18 protein-coding genes are annotated in these 17,214 nt (G+C 41.1%); 6 read left to right on the top strand and 12 right to left on the bottom strand.

Going from position 1 to position 17,214, the window contains the following annotated elements:
* Positions 1-553: 553 nt before the first annotated feature.
* Entirely contained in the window at positions 554-997 is a 444-nt protein-coding gene (locus tag AAEY97_RS17550) for an RNA recognition motif domain-containing protein (RefSeq protein ID WP_101087393.1), read from the top strand.
* Positions 998-1,044: 47 nt separating this feature from the next.
* Here AAEY97_RS17550 and murI read toward each other — a convergent pair whose 3' ends face one another.
* Positions 1,045-1,824 (bottom strand): glutamate racemase, encoded by a 780-nt coding sequence (murI, locus tag AAEY97_RS17545; RefSeq protein WP_351000427.1) that lies wholly within the window; start codon positions 1,822-1,824, stop codon positions 1,045-1,047.
* Between the two features lie 129 nt (positions 1,825-1,953).
* Here murI and trmA point away from each other — a divergent pair, with 129 nt between their 5' ends.
* The gene (gene trmA, locus AAEY97_RS17540) at positions 1,954-3,051 is read left to right on the top strand and encodes a tRNA (uridine(54)-C5)-methyltransferase TrmA (protein ID WP_351000424.1); all 1,098 of its coding nucleotides are present in this window, start codon (positions 1,954-1,956) and stop codon (positions 3,049-3,051) included.
* Between the two features lie 63 nt (positions 3,052-3,114).
* Here the strand turns inward: trmA and fabR are convergent, their stop codons facing one another.
* The gene (gene fabR / locus AAEY97_RS17535; protein WP_011635616.1) at positions 3,115-3,732 is read right to left on the bottom strand and encodes an HTH-type transcriptional repressor FabR; all 618 of its coding nucleotides are present in this window, start codon (positions 3,730-3,732) and stop codon (positions 3,115-3,117) included.
* A gap of 156 nt (positions 3,733-3,888) precedes the next feature.
* On the opposite strand from fabR, the gene AAEY97_RS17530 reads away from it, so the two are divergent.
* Positions 3,889-4,998: an acyl-CoA desaturase gene (locus tag AAEY97_RS17530; RefSeq protein WP_162022023.1), complete on the top strand. Its 1,110-nt coding sequence runs from the start codon at positions 3,889-3,891 to the stop codon at positions 4,996-4,998.
* A 79-nt stretch (positions 4,999-5,077) separates the two neighbouring features.
* Here AAEY97_RS17530 and AAEY97_RS17525 read toward each other — a convergent pair whose 3' ends face one another.
* Together AAEY97_RS17525 and AAEY97_RS17520 are read right to left on the bottom strand one after the other, a co-directional pair.
* Complete coding sequence (locus tag AAEY97_RS17525) at positions 5,078-6,934, bottom strand: MFS transporter (protein WP_351000422.1); 1,857 nt, start codon at positions 6,932-6,934, stop codon at positions 5,078-5,080.
* Positions 6,921-7,535, bottom strand: a complete 615-nt coding sequence (locus tag AAEY97_RS17520; RefSeq protein WP_162022021.1) for a TetR/AcrR family transcriptional regulator — start codon at positions 7,533-7,535, stop codon at positions 6,921-6,923. The genes AAEY97_RS17525 and AAEY97_RS17520 overlap by 14 nt, the downstream gene beginning before the upstream one ends.
* Before the next feature lie 197 nt (positions 7,536-7,732).
* Here AAEY97_RS17520 and selD point away from each other — a divergent pair, with 197 nt between their 5' ends.
* Positions 7,733-8,788 (top strand): selenide, water dikinase SelD, encoded by a 1,056-nt coding sequence (gene selD / locus AAEY97_RS17515; protein ID WP_162022020.1) that lies wholly within the window; start codon positions 7,733-7,735, stop codon positions 8,786-8,788.
* The gene (gene mnmH / locus AAEY97_RS17510) at positions 8,788-9,888 is read left to right on the top strand and encodes a tRNA 2-selenouridine(34) synthase MnmH (RefSeq protein ID WP_162022019.1); all 1,101 of its coding nucleotides are present in this window, start codon (positions 8,788-8,790) and stop codon (positions 9,886-9,888) included. The genes selD and mnmH overlap by 1 nt, the downstream gene beginning before the upstream one ends.
* A gap of 302 nt (positions 9,889-10,190) precedes the next feature.
* Here mnmH and cysQ read toward each other — a convergent pair whose 3' ends face one another.
* The gene (cysQ, locus tag AAEY97_RS17505) at positions 10,191-11,000 is read right to left on the bottom strand and encodes a 3'(2'),5'-bisphosphate nucleotidase CysQ (protein ID WP_101087400.1); all 810 of its coding nucleotides are present in this window, start codon (positions 10,998-11,000) and stop codon (positions 10,191-10,193) included.
* Positions 11,001-11,116: 116 nt separating this feature from the next.
* Complete coding sequence (nudE, locus tag AAEY97_RS17500) at positions 11,117-11,704, bottom strand: ADP compounds hydrolase NudE (RefSeq protein WP_162022018.1); 588 nt, start codon at positions 11,702-11,704, stop codon at positions 11,117-11,119.
* 77 nt (positions 11,705-11,781) lie between these two features.
* On the opposite strand from nudE, the gene yrfG reads away from it, so the two are divergent.
* Positions 11,782-12,447, top strand: a complete 666-nt coding sequence (yrfG, locus tag AAEY97_RS17495) for a GMP/IMP nucleotidase (protein WP_162022017.1) — start codon at positions 11,782-11,784, stop codon at positions 12,445-12,447.
* Positions 12,448-12,616: 169 nt separating this feature from the next.
* Here yrfG and AAEY97_RS17490 read toward each other — a convergent pair whose 3' ends face one another.
* From AAEY97_RS17490 to gspI, 6 genes are read right to left on the bottom strand one after another with little or no spacing between them, the layout of a single operon-like run.
* Positions 12,617-13,378 (bottom strand): type II secretion system protein N, encoded by a 762-nt coding sequence (locus AAEY97_RS17490; protein ID WP_162022016.1) that lies wholly within the window; start codon positions 13,376-13,378, stop codon positions 12,617-12,619.
* Between the two features lie 9 nt (positions 13,379-13,387).
* Complete coding sequence (locus tag AAEY97_RS17485; RefSeq protein WP_192116491.1) at positions 13,388-13,864, bottom strand: type II secretion system protein M; 477 nt, start codon at positions 13,862-13,864, stop codon at positions 13,388-13,390.
* A 1-nt stretch (position 13,865) separates the two neighbouring features.
* The gene (gene gspL / locus AAEY97_RS17480; protein WP_351000415.1) at positions 13,866-15,071 is read right to left on the bottom strand and encodes a type II secretion system protein GspL; all 1,206 of its coding nucleotides are present in this window, start codon (positions 15,069-15,071) and stop codon (positions 13,866-13,868) included.
* Between the two features lie 51 nt (positions 15,072-15,122).
* Positions 15,123-16,109 (bottom strand): type II secretion system minor pseudopilin GspK, encoded by a 987-nt coding sequence (gene gspK, locus AAEY97_RS17475; RefSeq protein WP_351000412.1) that lies wholly within the window; start codon positions 16,107-16,109, stop codon positions 15,123-15,125.
* Positions 16,109-16,813, bottom strand: coding sequence for a type II secretion system minor pseudopilin GspJ (gspJ, locus tag AAEY97_RS17470; protein WP_351000409.1), 705 nt, complete (start codon positions 16,811-16,813; stop codon positions 16,109-16,111). Before gspJ ends, gspK begins: the two co-directional genes overlap by 1 nt.
* A complete protein-coding gene (gene gspI, locus AAEY97_RS17465; protein WP_277949094.1) occupies positions 16,794-17,204 on the bottom strand; it encodes a type II secretion system minor pseudopilin GspI in 411 nt (136 codons plus the stop codon). The genes gspJ and gspI overlap by 20 nt, the downstream gene beginning before the upstream one ends.
* Positions 17,205-17,214: the final 10 nt, after the last annotated feature.

The raw sequence follows: 17,214 nt of genomic DNA, 5'->3' as shown, positions 1-17,214 counted from the left end.
ATTTTTTGATTGCCAACATTCCGAAGAACAGAAGACAATTTCGAATAACTCAATACCTGTGAATGTCCACACAGATTACTTGATAAATTGTTAAAGAGCTTGATGTCGATTTTTCAGACATCGCCGTCAGACGCTAGGTCGTTGGCTTGGGCTGCGTATTCTACGCATTCCCTTTATTGCGTCAAGTGTTTTTTTAAACTTCTTTTCGCCTGTTACCAACACTGCTAAGTAGTTGTTAATAACGCTAACCGGTTTTCGCTTTCGCTGTATGCCGTGTCAGTGGATGCGCATTATAGGCAGCTTAAGATTTAGTGCAAGCGCTTTTATTCAAGATATGTTTCGAGCGTTGAACTTTTATGCAGATCGTTCTTTTTTTAGCTTTTTTGATTAAAGAACCACCTTTGGCTAATTAGTAAATTACTTGTTTTTGATATTTAAGTCGCTTTTGAGCTCAATTTTTCAACAGTGGTCTGGTTTATCTGGTAATTTTTAATTAGTATGTAATAGTATTTAACAGTTATTTATCATTTTTATATTCATTAGAGATTATTTTATGCAGAAATCATTCGTGATTGTTTTGATTGCGGCGCTTCTTGGCGCTTTTGTTTTTTCTCAGTTTGGCGGCACATCATCTTCGGTAGCGTTTATTGCTGGTGTAGTCGTTGCGACGTTAATTTTCACCTTTATACCAACAAGTGGTTCAAGCTCTTCTGACGAACCTTATGTTGGTCCTACAATGACACTATATGTTGGCAACTTGCCTTATCGTGTTCATGAGGGAGAAGTAAAGGCATTGTTTGGTGAGTACGGGCCTGTTAACTCAGTTCGTTTAGTACGAGACCGTAAAACTGGACGTCGCAAAGGATTTGGATTTGTTGAGATGTCTGAAGCGGGCGCACAAAAAGCAATGTCGAAATTAAACGACTATAGCTTTCAAGAGCGCACGTTAAAGGTAAGAGAAGCCAAATCACAAGAATCTGATTCGGAAAATAGCTAATCGTTATTGAACTAGGTTCTTAGCACTATAGTAAATTAATAGTGTTGTTAGTCGGTTATGGTTACCAGCGAAAAATCACTAAAACCATAATCGACTAATGTTGCTTTAAGCCCTTGGCTAATATCTTTGGTATAACATGCTTGTAATTGCTTATTGCCATTACTTTCTTTACTCAGTAAAAACCTTACCCGTTTTGCTACCGCCTCCCCTGAATCTAATAGTGTTACTCCTTCGCCAAGATAATGACTTATTTCTGTCGCTATCATTGGGAAATGAGTACAGCCCAGCACCAGTACATCAATATTAGTTGCCGCTATGGGTGCTAAGATATCGTTTAGCTTATCCATATCGATTGGGTGTTGAGCTACATACTGCTCCGCAAGTAACACTAAATCTGAAGTCCCAAATAATTCAACCTTACAGTTTCCGGCAAACTGATTGATTAATGCTTGAGTGTAATCTCGTTTCACTGTCCCAGGCGTAGCCAATAAACCAATGTGTTTTTTCTTCGATAACATGGCTGCAGGTTTAATAGCAGGAACAACTCCCACGATAGGAATGGTTAATTGCTGGCGTAATAGAGGCAATACCAAAGTACTGGCCGTATTACAGGCAACCACCACAATACTGGCGTTCAAACGTCGTGCATGATGAGTAATAAGTGCAACACATCCAGTTATTAACTCTTGCTCTGATAAGTTGCCATAAGGTAAGCGTGCATTGTCAAATAAGTAACAATAATCATGTTGTGGTAACTGTTTTCTAATTTGGTTCATTACCGACAATCCGCCGATACCAGAATCAAACACTAAAATAGGTCCAGACAATATGGGCTCCAAATATGTATATGCTCAGCATTAATCGTCGGGCCACTTTATACTTAGGTGCGTAATACTAGACATCAGCGTCATTTAGTATAATATTTGCGCCCTTTTTTACAGTATTAGGTGGACGATATGAATTTAGCTGCAATGGATCCTAAAAACTACGATGCACAATTACAACGAAAGCGCATCAAGCTAGAACAGGCCTTTGCCGATTTCAATCCACCGGCGCTTGAAGTCTTTGCTTCTGAGCCTATGCATTATCGTATGCGTGCTGAATTTAGAATGTGGCATCAAGATGATGACTTATATTACTACATGTTTGATAAAGCACTGAATGCAAAAGTGCGTTGCGATCAATATTTACCCGCTGGTTTGATCATTAATCAAATGATGGCCGCATTAATAGCAGAGTTAACACCTAATCCTGCATTGCGTTATCGATTGTTTCAAGTAGATTTCTTGTCGACATTAAGCGGCGAAATTTTAGTGTCTTTGTTGTACCACCGCCAGCTTGATGAAGAGTGGCGTGAACACGCGACTCTATTAAAAGCAAAGTTATCTGCTCAATTTAATGTCAACATTATAGGTCGTGCGCGTAAGCAAAAAATCGATTTAGACAAAGATTTCGTTGTTGAGACCTTAACGGTTAATGAACAGGTATTGCATTACAAGCAAATTGAAAACAGTTTTACTCAGCCTAATGCGAAAGTCTCTGTAAAAATGTTGGAGTGGGCTATTGATGCAACTAAAAACAGTCAGGGTGATTTACTAGAGTTGTACTGTGGTAATGGTAATTTTACGATTGCATTGGCACAAAATTTCAATCGTGTATTAGCAACAGAGCTGGCCAAGCCTTCAGTTGATGCTGCGCAATACAACATCGATATTAATTACGTTGATAATGTTCAAATTATTCGCATGTCTGCTGAAGACTTTAGTGATGCCATGGCGAAAAAGCGTCAATTTAGACGTTTAGAAGGCATCGACTTAGACAGTTACGATTGCAATACTATCTTTGTTGACCCGCCTCGTGCAGGCATTGATCCAGAAACATTAAAGCTTATCCAAGGTTACGAGCGGATTTTGTATATTTCATGTAATCCAGAAACACTGAATGACAATTTGTTAACCTTAGGTCAAACACATAAAATAACTCGCTTTGCGCTATTTGACCAATTCCCATATACCGATCATATGGAATCAGGAGTATTACTAGAACGTAAGTAATACAGCTTAACTAACAAACAGGGCGCTAATGATTAGCGCCCTGTTTGTTATAATTGCGATAAATTAAGCACGGTTGTCAATTTTATGCTGTAACGCTTCAGCGCCTGTAGCCACCATACGCAGTTGTAGTACTAACTGATCGGCTAATGACTTACGCTCGCTACGCTTGGAATCCAACGCTGATGCTCCGGCATTAAAGACTAAAATAACCAATGCTTCAGCTTGAGCACGCGCTAACACAGGAGTGCGGTTTGCCTGGGCTTCGGTGTAATGAGCAAGTTCAGAAATAAAATGTTCAATTTCGCGCTCAACTGCGGCTCTAAATGCCGCTGAGGTACCTGAACGTTCGTGAAGTAGTATTCGAAATACGTTCGGGTTTGACTCCAATACTTCCATAAACGTGTCGACAGAAATACGGATCACGCTCCCACCGGCTTCTGCACGTTGACGACCTTTACGCATCATTTGACGTAAGGTTAATCCACCTTCATCGACCATGGTCAAGCCAAGTTCGTTCATGTCTTTAAAATGGCGATAGAATGATGTGGGTGCAATACCAGCTTCACGAGCAACTTCACGTAAGCTTAGACTAGAAAAACTGCGTTCAGCACTGAGTTGATTAAATGCAGCATCCACTAATGCACGGCGGGTTTTTTCCTTTTGTTGTGCTCTAACACCCATTTACTAATCCATTCAGTCAATATTAATTCACCGATAATACCGTTTTTAAAACAGAAACACAGCCCTGTTAAAGTTGACCATGACTAGTTCCCTAAGTAAAATTAGCGTACAATTGTACGCTCAACTTATTTAAACCTATTATTGGAACCCTACTAAATGAAAAAACCTCCAATCATTTGGCTTAATACCTTGTTATTTGCCATTACTTTTATCGGCGCGGTGGTATTAATCCCTTGGCGTGGTTTTACCCATGGCTTTGATGGCATTGAATGGATTGCATTTGTTGTTTTCGCTTACGCAAGTGGTCTATCGATTACTGCGGGTTACCACAGATTATGGTCACACAAAGCCTATAAAGCTCACTCTTCAGTTCGTTTTTTATACGCACTAGGCGGAGCATTGGCGTTACAGAATAGCGCATTACATTGGTGTAGTGATCACCGCATTCATCACAAACATGTTGATAATAATGATAAAGACCCGTACTCAGCTCAAATGGGATTTTGGTACAGCCACATAGGTTGGATGCTGCGCGAGTATCAAGCGAGTCGTTACAGTGACTACAACAACGTGCGCGACTTACAAAACGATCGTATCGTTATGTGGCAGCACAAGCACTACTTAGCCTTAGTGATCTTAATGAATATTGGTTTACCGGCATTTATAGGCTGGCTAAATGGCGATATTTTATCAATGGTTCTTATGGCCGGTTTACTACGCCTAGTGGTTGTACATCACTGTACTTTCTTTATTAACTCATTAGCCCATATTTGGGGTAAACAACCGTACACAGATAAAAACTCAGCCCGAGATAATGCATTTTTAGCGTTACTTACATACGGTGAGGGGTATCACAACTTCCATCATATTTTTGAAAACGATTATCGCAATGGCATCAAATGGTGGGACTACGATCCAACCAAATGGTTAATCAAGCTGATGAACTGGTTTGGTTTAACGAGTGACTTACGTAAAGTGCCACAAGAGCGTATTGAAAGTGCACGTTTGCAGATGCAACTTTTACAAGCTCAGAATCAGGTTGCTCACTTACCTAACTGCGATGAAATTATAGAAAAGTTTCAAGCAGAGTATGAGCTGATGAAGCAACACTTAGTTGACTATTATCAAGCCAAAAAAAGTTTGTTAGAGGCGAAACGCAAGCAACTTACAGATCACAATCTGAAACAACAAGTACAATTATTGCGTAACCAATTTCTTGAACAACAACGTAATTGGAAAAGCCTAACAGCTGCCTACGCACAGTAAAGCTAAAGCTTAACCATTTAAAGGTCACGCCCACGCGTGACCTTTTTTGTTTTGAGCAGCTTCACTAGTACATCATGTGCTAATTAAATTGCTGAGTCACCTGCTGCTGTAACGCTTTGCAATTGGTCGTAGCTCCGTCAACTGAAGGTGCAATACTTACCGATACTTTAGACCAGAAACGTTTAGGAAAAGTGGTCAGTGCATGCCCGCCTTTATGACTAAAGTAAGATCCCCACAACCCTGTTAACGCTAACGGTATTACTGTTACTGGATCCCGTTGTAAAATTTTATCAATACCAGGTCTAAACTCACCAATGTCACCGTCTGGAGTTAACTTCCCTTCCGGAAAAATACACACTAGCTCATCGTTAGCTAATGCTTGATGTATCTGTTCGAATGCATTTAGATATGTCGACTCACACTTTTTAGGTGAACAGATTGGGATAACACCAGCGTGCCGAAACAAATACTTTAATAATGGAATTTCGCTAATCGACTTATCCATTACAAACCGAATAGGTCGAGTTGACGCGCCCATAATGACTAACGCATCAACGTAACTCACATGATTACTGACAATAATTCCTGCCCCTTGTGCCGGAATATGTTCTCTACCACGTACATTCACCCGATACATAACATGGCTCAGCAAATAACTGATAAAGCGTTGGGTAAACTCTGGCACTTGTGAGTAGACATATAACAGCACAACCAAATTAAGCACGCCGACAAGCATGAATAATTCAGGGATACTCCACTGAAATACCCCAAGCAACACTATCGATAATACTGCAGAGCCCACCATAAAGAAGGCATTAATGATGTTATTCGCCGCAATAGCTTGAGCACATGCTTGTTTTTCTGCACGAGTTTGAATAAACGCATACAGAGGCACAATGAATATCCCGCCACTTAGGCCGACAAGAAACAAATCAATCATCACACGATAATGCTGCGCACTAGCGATAAATGACTCGAAGCTATACACAAAACCTGGTTCAACAAGCTCAAGCGGAATAGCCGCTATCATGTCAAAACTAAACACGCTCAAGCCCAATACCCCAAATGGTAATAAGCCTAACTCAACATGCCCAAACGAAAAACGTTCACACACGTATGACCCAACCGCAATACCGACAGAAAATAACGCCAGTAACAATGAAACAACAGTAGCATCTGCATGTAAATGCAACTTGGCAAAATTTGGAAATTGAGTCAAATAGGTGGCCCCTAAGAACCAAAACCAACTAATGGCGAGAATGGCCATCCAAATAGTCTTGGTTTGTCGCGCTTTATTGATACAACGCCAAGTGCCAGAAAATAACGAAAACTTGCTAGGGTTTAAATCACCTTGGGCAGGCAATGAAGGAATCGCACGGCTAGCAAGATAACCACAAATCGCCAACACACAGACAATGATTGCAGCCCACGTTAAACCATTTTCATTAGACACCACCAAACCGGCGCTTAGGGTACCAACAAGAATCGACAAAAAAGTGCCCATTTCAACTAGAGCATTCCCTTTCACTAACTCTGCTTCGCTTAGGGCTTGAGGTAATAATGAGTATTTTACTGGACCAAAGTATGCAGACTGGCTGCCGGTTAAAAATAGCAGCAGCAACATCACCATATAACTCTGACTGATAATCGCGATAGCCGCTGTCGACATGATAATCAGCTCTAACAACTTTAACCGTCGAATCAATTTTGCCTTATTCATATTGTCAGCCACGATACCAGCATGAGCAGAAAACAAGAAAAAAGGTAAAATGAATACGCCAGCAGCTAAATTAACAAACAAGTTAACGTCAATCGGTAATGCATTTAATTGGCTGTACGTCACTAACAAGAGCAACACATTTTTATAAAAGTTGTCATTAAGCGCACCTAGGCATAAAGTCGCAAAATAGGGGAAAAATCGTTTAGTTAGCAGCATTTGAATTCCTTTTTATGCTCATTCCATCAATATAACTGCTTACATGACTCGTCAACATGTCTTGTAAACAGGATTGTGTCTCAAATAGTTTGCCATCCAATGACAAACACGTTAACCCATGTATCCCACCCCAAAGTACGCGGCTCATCGTTTCAACCTCTTGCTCACATGCAGAAGGAAAGTATTGACTTAGCTGAGACTCAACGTCAGAAAATAATGATTTAATCAGCCCGAGGTGAGCCACAGGTAAAGGCTGGTCACCCGCCATTGATAATTCAAATACCAATCGGAAACAGCGTCGATTCGCTAAAGCAAACTGACTATAAACTAATGCCATTTGCTCAATTGTTTGTTTTGGCGTGGTCGGTTTAATTAACTGTAACTGCGCAGCAAGCTGTAACAATGTTTGCTCAGATACCGCGAGTAATAAGTATTGGTAACTACCAAAAATATTAATTAACGTACTTGGCACGTAACCAATGGTGGTTGCTACTTTCCTTAAGCTTAAGTTATCAATACTGTCGTATTGCAGATGCTCAGCCACAGCACTAATAGCCATATGGCGGATCTGCTCATGCGTATGCTCTTTTCGTCTCGCCACAATACCAACCTAAAAATGATATGCACCTTATGTCAGTTGATAAATTAACAGCAAACAAAATAAAAAACAACGTTCATAATAATTATTTTTTTAATTAAAAATACACGACTAGGTTTGATAAACCGCGAATAACCAAGAAATAATCCTTGAGAAACATTATAATTGCTCATCAATAAGCCAGCGACAGAAACACAACCATGCCTCATACCAATATAAAACTTACCGAATATAGCCATGGCGCAGGCTGCGGCTGTAAGATCTCTCCTAAAGTCTTAAGCACTATTCTTGCGTCACAACTTCCCGTGTTTACTGACCCCAATTTATTAGTCGGTAATCAAACCCGTGACGATGCTGCAGTTTACAAACTCAATGAACAAACCGGCATTATCAGTACCACCGACTTCTTTATGCCCATTGTGGATGATCCATTTACCTTTGGTAGAATTGCCGCAACCAATGCAATCAGCGATATCTATGCCATGGGCGGCACGCCAATTATGGCTATTGCGATATTAGGCTGGCCGGTTAACTTATTACCACCTGAAGTAGCCCAACAAGTAGTTGATGGCGGACGCCAAGCTTGTGCCGATGCCGGTATTATGTTGGCTGGCGGTCACAGTATTGATGCGCCTGAACCTATTTTTGGTTTAGCGGTTACAGGCCAAATACCGCTTGAGCGAGTAAAACAGAACAACACTGCCAAAGCGAATGACCGTCTATACCTCACCAAACCGATTGGTATTGGCATTCTGACTACAGCACAAAAGCAGAAAAAGCTGCGTGATGAAGACAGCCAAATTGCCCCTAATGCCATGTGTCAGCTCAACACGATTGGTATTGATATCGCTAAAATTATTGGGGTTAATGCATTAACGGACGTCACAGGATTTGGACTGGCAGGTCACTTAATTGAAGTATGCCAAGGCGCACAACTTAAAGCTAATATCGTTTTATCCCAAGTCCCTTTACTCCCTAAAGTCAGTGATTACCTCGCTCAAGGTTGTATTCCAGGCGGTACCCATCGTAATTTTGACAGTTATAGCGAACATTTACCGCCACTAACGGATGACCAAAAAGCAATTATTTGCGACCCACAAACCAGTGGAGGACTATTAGTTGCCGTGAGTGCAGAGGCAGAACAGGAACTTAAAACATTATTAGAAGCCAATGGAATTGACGCTATTTGTATCGGTATGCTCAATACTTATGAGCCACGCGTTGACGGACACGATATCCTTGTGGAATTAAACTAATGAGCGAGGTCATCCCCAGCTCAGAATATGGCAGACTTCTATTAGAAAACCGTCCATTAATTGACGTAAGAGCGCCTATCGAATTCATTAAAGGTGCTTTTGGCCACTCGATTAATTTACCATTAATGCAAGATGGTGAACGCGAAAAAGTGGGTACATGCTATAAAAGACGTGGCCAAGAGGCTGCTATAGCATTAGGTCATGAGCTGGTGAAAGGTAAAATTAAACAGCAACGTATAGATGCTTGGCTTGCTCAATTGTCACAACATCCTGACAGCTATTTATATTGTTTTCGTGGCGGTTTGCGCTCAAAGCTATCACAGCAATGGATTAAAGAATCAGGCATGAACATCCCTTATATTGAAGGGGGTTATAAAGCCATACGTAGTTTTTTAATTAATACTATCGAGCAAGCGCCAAGCCAATCTAAAGTGCTGATTTTAAGTGGCATAACAGGTAGTGGTAAAACGGAAGTTATCCATCAACGGAATGAATCAGTCGACCTTGAAGGCCTTGCCAACCATAAAGGGTCGAGCTTTGGCAAAAATATCGATCCGCAACCCAGTCAAATCAACTTCGAAAATAATTTAGCCGTGGCATTGCTGCAGCATCAACAACAGCAACATAACCATTTGCTGTTAGAAGATGAAAGTATGCTAATTGGTCGTTCAGCCCTGCCAAAGCATTTTTACAGCGCCATGCAACAAGCTGATATTATCGTACTCGACGAGCCATTAGACGCGCGTTTACCGCGTTTATTAAATGACTATGTTGAGCAAAAACTGGCTGATTATGTATCTGGATTAGGTGAGCAAGCGGGTTTCGATGCATTTAAAGCATATTTGACTCAAAGTTTATTGGGCATTCGTAAACGCTTAGGCGGTAAGCAACATCAAGAATTGCAAGACTTGGTTGATAATGCGCTTAACGTACAACAAAGCCAAAATGATACCAGTAAGCATTTAGACTGGATAAGCCTGTTACTCGATATTTATTATGACCCGATGTATCTGTATCAACTTGAAAAGAAACAGGACAGAGTTATCTTTCAAGGCGACAGAAAAGCGATACATCAATGGTTAGATAGTCATAAGTCATAAGTCATTTAAGCAAAAATGCCCTCATGATGAGGGCATTTTTATGTGTGTCTCACCAAATTCAGTATTGAAATCAACATAAATCTAGTCACAGTAGTTCAAGACTCACTGTTATTAACGGATAAAACTGCACACTGCCATCGTTATTTAACCACGATGCACGATATAGTGTTGATGGTTTCTAGTGGCTACTGTTGCCATATCGTTACTCATGTCGTTGCCATCATATGATTAATAAATTAATCTCTGTTCGAAAAAGCAACACATCCAAAATATTAATTTATGTCCATTAAAATATAAACAAATTAATTAGTTAACAATATATCCCACGGGAGATTAGCACTACCTACCACAATAAAATTTGGGTTTTCGAGTGTTTCACGCTCATTGTAGGTCATAGGCTGTAAATTAATATCAATCAGTGCACCACCTGCTTCTTCAATAATAATCTGCGCAGCACCAGTATCCCATTCACCAGTGGGTCCTAAACGGACATAGCAATCAGCACGTCCTTCGGCCACCAAACAACTTTTTAATGCTGCACCACCCATCACCACTAACTCACAATGATTGGGTTTATTGAGTAACTTTAAAACAGATTGCGGATCTTGACGACGACTAACGGCTAAACGTAAATGCTCTGGTTCATCACCGGTTAATTGTTTACTGGTGATACGTATCTCGTTCTTACCATCACGCTTATAAGCACCTAGCCCGGCTATTGCGTAATAACACACCTTAGTCATCGGCACATAAACCACTCCCATGATAGGACGGTTATGTTCAACTAAAGCAATGATCACTGAAAAATCACCACTGCCAGCAATAAACTCACCCGTGCCATCTAATGGATCGACTAGCCAATAGCGTTTCCATGTTTCACGCACACTTAGTGGAATATCTGCAGCTTCCTCACTTAAAATAGGAATGTCGGGCGTGAGTTCAGCTAACTGACGGCAAATAATATCGTGCGCGGCTAAATCGGCAGACGTGACAGGGGTATTGTCGGACTTAATTTCGCGTTTGAAGTTACCTTTAAGGTAAATATCACGAATTTTTTGCCCAGCTTCCGTTGCGATGTCTATAACTTGCTCAATTACATCTTCTGGCTTCATTATTACTCCAATTGCTGGATTCGATAAGGATGACCTCACAAGGACATCAATAAATAAGGCTATTGCCTATTCGATGTTGCTGTTCAATGACTAACTCAATACTACTTGTGAATAACCTATTTTACGGCGTTGACTTCACGTGTAAGATTATCTGTTGGTGTATTGAGATATTGCTGAGTTAAAAAAAGTGCACTAACACTACGAGATTCTGAAAAATCAACATTCTCGAGTAATAACTGCCAATCAGATAATGGCCAAGGGATCACGTCTATTGGTTCAGGCTCATCCCCTTCTAAACGGCTAGGGTACAGTTTTTCAGCAACAAAAATATGCATTTTGCTGGAAAAGTAGCCTGGCGCAAGCGATAGCTCTTTTAGATAGGTCAATTGATAACTGCCAAAACCAATTTCTTCTTGGAGCTCTCGATTAGCGGCTTCAACTGCCGTTTCGCCTGGATCTATCAACCCTTTCGGAAAACCGAGTTCATAATTATCAGTGCCGGCGGCATATTCACTCGCTAATAATAAATTACCTTGATGAATAGGCACTATCATCACCGCCCCTCTGCTACCGCCCTTCATTCTTTCATATTGACGCTCTACGCCATTAGAAAACTTAAGGTGTACCTGCTCGATTTGAAACAGTCTGCTTTTGGCAACAATTTCGGTATGCAGGATTTCCGGCTTTTTATGCCGCTGTGTCATTGAAGCCTCGTGTGACGAATTAATATATACAGGGTACAATCTTACTATTATGGGTATATTCTACAACCGGAATTTACATGTTTCCTTGGTATAAAATAGATACAGTGCTGCTCGACATGGATGGTACCTTGCTTGATCTGCATTTTGACAACCACTTTTGGTTACATTTAGTGCCACAACAATTAAGCATGCAGCGTCAAATAAGTTTGGATGAAGCCAATACACTCGTTAAACAAGCTTACTATGATGTCGTTGGCACCTTAGATTGGTATTGTCTTGATTACTGGCAACGCTATTTACAACTCGATATTTTGGCATTACACCATGCATCGGCTGATAGAATTAAACTTCGCCAAGACAGCATGCCTTTTTTACAGGCATTAGCAGGGGCAAGTAAACAACGCATTTTGTTTACTAATGCTCACCCACAAAGCTTAGCGCTTAAGTTAACTCATACCAATTTAGGCCATGGTTTAGATGAAATGTTATCGAGCCATGAAAGCGGTTATCCCAAAGAACATCCGCAATTTTGGCAGTATGCACTGACTAAGTTCAACTTAGATCCGTCACGGTGTTTATTTATTGATGACAGCGAAGTGATATTAGCGGCATCGAAAAAGGCTGGCATAGGTTATCAACTCGGGATTAAAAACCCCGATAGCCAAAAGCCTCATATTGAATTTACCGACTTCCCAGCGATTACCGATTACCACCCACTATCATTGGCACTTCAATCGGTATAAGCAAATATCACTATATAAACGATTCAAGTAGTGATTGATCGTTAAATAGCGGTTGATGTCTGAACATAGTTAATAAAGTAGTTGATAAGGTTATTCGATAAATTATTGCCGATATAAAAATGCCTTGATAGTGATATCAAGGCATTAGTTATTCAAATATCAACCGATTTTACAAGCCAGGCACAACGCCTTGATAGTTAATAGGGTAATACCCTTGGCTGTCTTGTCGACCTAAAAAGGATAACGAATCACGTAAATCTTTAGGTTGGGCATCGGTCGGTTTAATTTTAGCACTCACTTTAACCAAGTTTGACTCGCCTAAAATAACAGTTCCCGTTAAGCCTAATACGTTTTGAGTTTCATCAGTGGCAATTTGTAATTGCCCATCAAGGCAACTGAGCCCCAATGAAATGTTACCTAAAGGGTACACGCCATATTGATTTTTAACGTTAGTATTATTTAAAAATAATTTACCGTTTAATTGTTCACACCATGGTTTACCTTGCTCTAGCACTGCAACCATTAAGCTCACATCGCCATCAATTTGGGTTTTAAAAGGTAAACGGGCTCCCGCTAGTAAAAAACTATCAGGTAAATCAAGGCGAATATTTTTGGCACTCAGCCCAGATAACGACCAACTCACACTACCTTTACCACTAACAGCCGTAGCTCGATTACCGATATTAAAATCGATATCGGCTTTACCAAGCAATAATCCCCATGGACTTAACTGCCAACTAACGTGTTCTATTTGGCGTTGATCAATGGTAATTAACGCCGCCTTTCCTTGCCAAAGCGTACCTTCAGCACCTGTGATAACCACATTATTAGGTAACGGAGCGATACTGACTAACCAGTTCGCCGGTAAATAAACCAATAAAAACGCGAGGTAAATAATGACGCCAATGACTATTTTTGAAAATAAGCTCACAAAAAATCCTTACTGAGAAAGCTGAATACGTCTTACTTTTACAAAGCCAGCAACGTCTGATTCGGTTAGATCTACGCTGTCTAACGTTAAGCCCTTTTGCTCTACTAAGTCATGTAAGTAACCCAGTAACGCATCAAATGGCACGTCATCCATCCATAACTGAATTTTATCGCCTTGCGGCTGCATGCGAGTGATCTCTAACTTATATTGTCCAGCTGTTTGATTTACCAAAGAACTTAAACTGCCACGAACTTTAGCTTGCGCACCCGCTTGTTTCAGACCCGCTATTTTATTGGCGGTTTGTTTAACATAATTTAACGTTTGCTGCGCTGCGCTGTTATCACGTTGGGCAGTTTCTTGAGCATTCGATATCGGTGTCCAAATGCCCCAATAAATGATGCCTATCGCCAAGACTGCAGCACAAAAACCAACAAGTTGTTGTTCTCTAATGGCTAAACCTTGCCACCAACTACGCATGTTTTCCATGTTATTTATTCCTTAACGTCAGCGTACTGGTAACGCTTTCTTCGCTACTGTTCATGGCACCACCTTCGAGGAGGTAGTCATTGCTAACAAGCTCTTTAAATGTATCTATTTGGCCGTACGTTTTTGCTGTCACTTGCATTCGTAGCTCATTACGATTGGCTTCGTAACGCAAAGTGTTCGGTTTAAGTTCTGGCACCTTACTAAACGCTGGCTTTAAACCATCTAGCATTTCAAAAAATACTGCACCACCACCTTGGCCTTGCATGCTGCGTAATTCACTGCCCATTTGTGAGCGCATATTAACAATACGGTTTACACCCGGTACAGCTTGTTTAAAAATCATTTCGCTTTGAGCTTGCAGCTCAGCGGTCTGGTTATTCAGTTGATGAATGGCGATGCCTTTATTCGCTAAGGCTAAAACAATCGCAATCATCACCACAATCGCCGTGTTTTTCCAGGTGAGTAACTGCTTACTGTATTCATGCTTAGGTTTATAAATGCCACTTAGCAAATTGATTGGGGCGTTCAAAATGCCTTTTGCTAATACCATCATCGGTAAATCGAGTGGCTTGTTATTAATTTCCACGCCTTCAAATACAATATCGTCACTGTAGCTTGCAACACTAATTGACTCATTATCATTAGGTTTTGCAGCTGTTAATAGGTGTGGAAGTGCAAATGCAGACCATGCTTTAGGCACGCTAACACCGCCACCTTCAGACGTTCGGATTAAATACTCACTACCAACACTCATTGCCGCCCAGCGACATTGCTCTAACGGCAACGCTAAACAATCTGGCACGATACGTTTTACTTTTAAGCCTGCATGATGGAGCCATTCAAGCCATATTTGCATTTGCTCATGCGCCACCGCAGCCACATTAAGCTGCTCACCTTCACGAGGCCCAACAACAAAATGCATATTGTCTACATTCGTCGCTAATGATTCCTCTAACATGTATGGCAACGCCTTTAATGCTTGGCGTTGACCTTTTTCGGGCAACATAATTTGTGTCAATGTCATGTTGGCCGCAGGCACAAGTACATCAACAGGACGATTACCCGCACGCTCAGCTAAAGTGCTGAGACTGGCGGCATCAGATAATTCACCAGAAGCGATGATCTCTTGCTCTTGTTCTGACCATACTAGCCACGAACATGGGTGTTCTGATGATTTTCCTAACCGGATAAATAGCCGTTCAGACACTGTTTATTCTCCACCGATCTCAATACGCATTGTTACGCAATGAATTTGTTATTATTGTTGGCCACCATACTGACGGGTGAGCACATCTAAATCTTTACCATTACGCTTCAGGACACTATCCATTCGAAATATTGCAGTATCGACTTTGGCACCAGCCTTCAATAAAAAGTACTGACTATCAACCACAAAACTCGACTTTACATTTGCTTCAATCTTTATACCACTGAGTGATGAACCTTCCCAAAACTCTTCAATTTTTTCATATCCATCGGCTGGACGATTGTTAATAACATTTTCAGCTTCGCCGACTGATATTTTATTTTCTAACATTGCTGTCAGTAAAGCTGCTTGCTCAACCTTAATGGTATTTACATTTAATAGCTGACTATCTTCACCAGGTATTGCACATACATAAGGTAAAAGATTCAGGTAAACATCTTGGTTGAACCCTAACACTGCACGTAACTCACTGCGATGCTGCATCAAGGTATTGGCCGCACGATATGGCACATTACGCGATTCATATTCGGCATCTTCAGCACCATATGGGCCCGATAACGTATCTTCGTCGATATAATCTTTAAGGGTTGACGTTAATTGCTCAGCGCCAAAATCATCAACGCCTAAACTGATCAACAGCGATTGAAACTGTATAGCTGCGACGGTCATTTTGGGCTGACCATTTTCAATTTCATTCGATGCTTGACCGACGGCATTAACATTAAAGCATGATCGCATATCTTGTATTTCACCGACAATTTCACTGTATTCAGCTGGAAAAGCCACATTGGCCAAGGCCCAATACTGTTGTAAATGTACGGTTCCTTCTGAATCTTCAAAATCTTGCTTGAGCACTTTCATCGCCAGCTCTTCAGCAGAAAGGGCATACCAATAAGCCTGGTCGTATTGGGCTAAATTAAGCGTTCGACGCATTGAAAGCTGATTGCGACTACTAATATTGGTGGCAATAATCACCACCATAGCAACAATTAGCATCACTACTATTAATGCAACCCCGCGTTGCTTTTGGCCGCCCATTATGAGGATTTCCCATCATCGGTTTCATTTTCATCTTTACTATTTGAACCGTTACGGTTGTTGCCACTGTCTTTGTCAGACTTAGTTGCTGGTGCACCTTTAGGCAGTAAAAAACGACGCTGAATTTTACCCAAACCTTCTAATTCTATTTCCATCGCAATCCCTTTTGGCATCACGGTTCCATCAACTTGCTTCTGCCATTTATCATCCATATAAAACGAATACTCAATTGACAGCACATGGTCAATAACCATGCTTTTTAATGGCTCAGCACCTGATACAGGTTCAGGATAAGGATAATACCAACGCTCAAGACGGCCATTTTGAACCACATAGGCAACCGATTGCAGGCTGCCTCTAGGTAACATGCCATCGGGGTTTAACCAGCCCAAACGGTAAAATACCAGTGCTTCGGTTTCAGAGTCGAGGATATTATCGCCAGCCTGAAAAAAAAGGCTGCCACGATCACCTTCAAATAATCTAGGGCTACGCGCTACCATTTGGCCCAAATCACGTTCTAACGCACCAAAACCTTGCTGTAATGACTTAAGCCGAGTAGCAAACTCTTTGGTCACTTCATCATTTTTCATTACCGTCGACAATACTGAGTTTGCCGCGATACCCAACATGGCAAAAATCGCAATCGCGATAAGCATTTCGAGTAAGGTAAAGCCGCTGAAATACCTAGGCTTTGTTATGGACATAACTGCTTACCTGAGCCACTACGCGTTTAAATTTGTCGTCGTCACTGACGCTAATACGGATCATTCTAAATTTATCATCGGTGGTTTTAATCACTTCTTGGCGCCAATACCATTCACGGCCAGCAAGTTCTGACTGACCTGTTTTTTGGCCTATATCAGGAAAGGTACCAGGTAATCGCACGTCGACCATTTGATTACTGGCTACCCATTGGGCTAACGTTCGTTCTTCTAAAATGGGCATGTTCGCCATTTGTTCACCCAAACTTTTGGTAACCGATACTGCTGCAATGGAAAACACAGCTAGAGCAACGATAACCTCAAGTAAGGTCATACCACGATTCTTACCGCGTAAGCTTTTAACGCCAGAGTGACTAACAAATGAGCGACTAATACCTAAGTTG

It is taken from the genome of Shewanella sp. TB7-MNA-CIBAN-0143 (assembly GCF_040310065.1).
GTDB lineage: Bacteria > Pseudomonadota > Gammaproteobacteria > Enterobacterales > Shewanellaceae > Shewanella.
The sequence above is the reverse complement of the archived record's forward strand: the minus strand, read 5'-3'. Positions and strand labels throughout refer to the sequence as shown.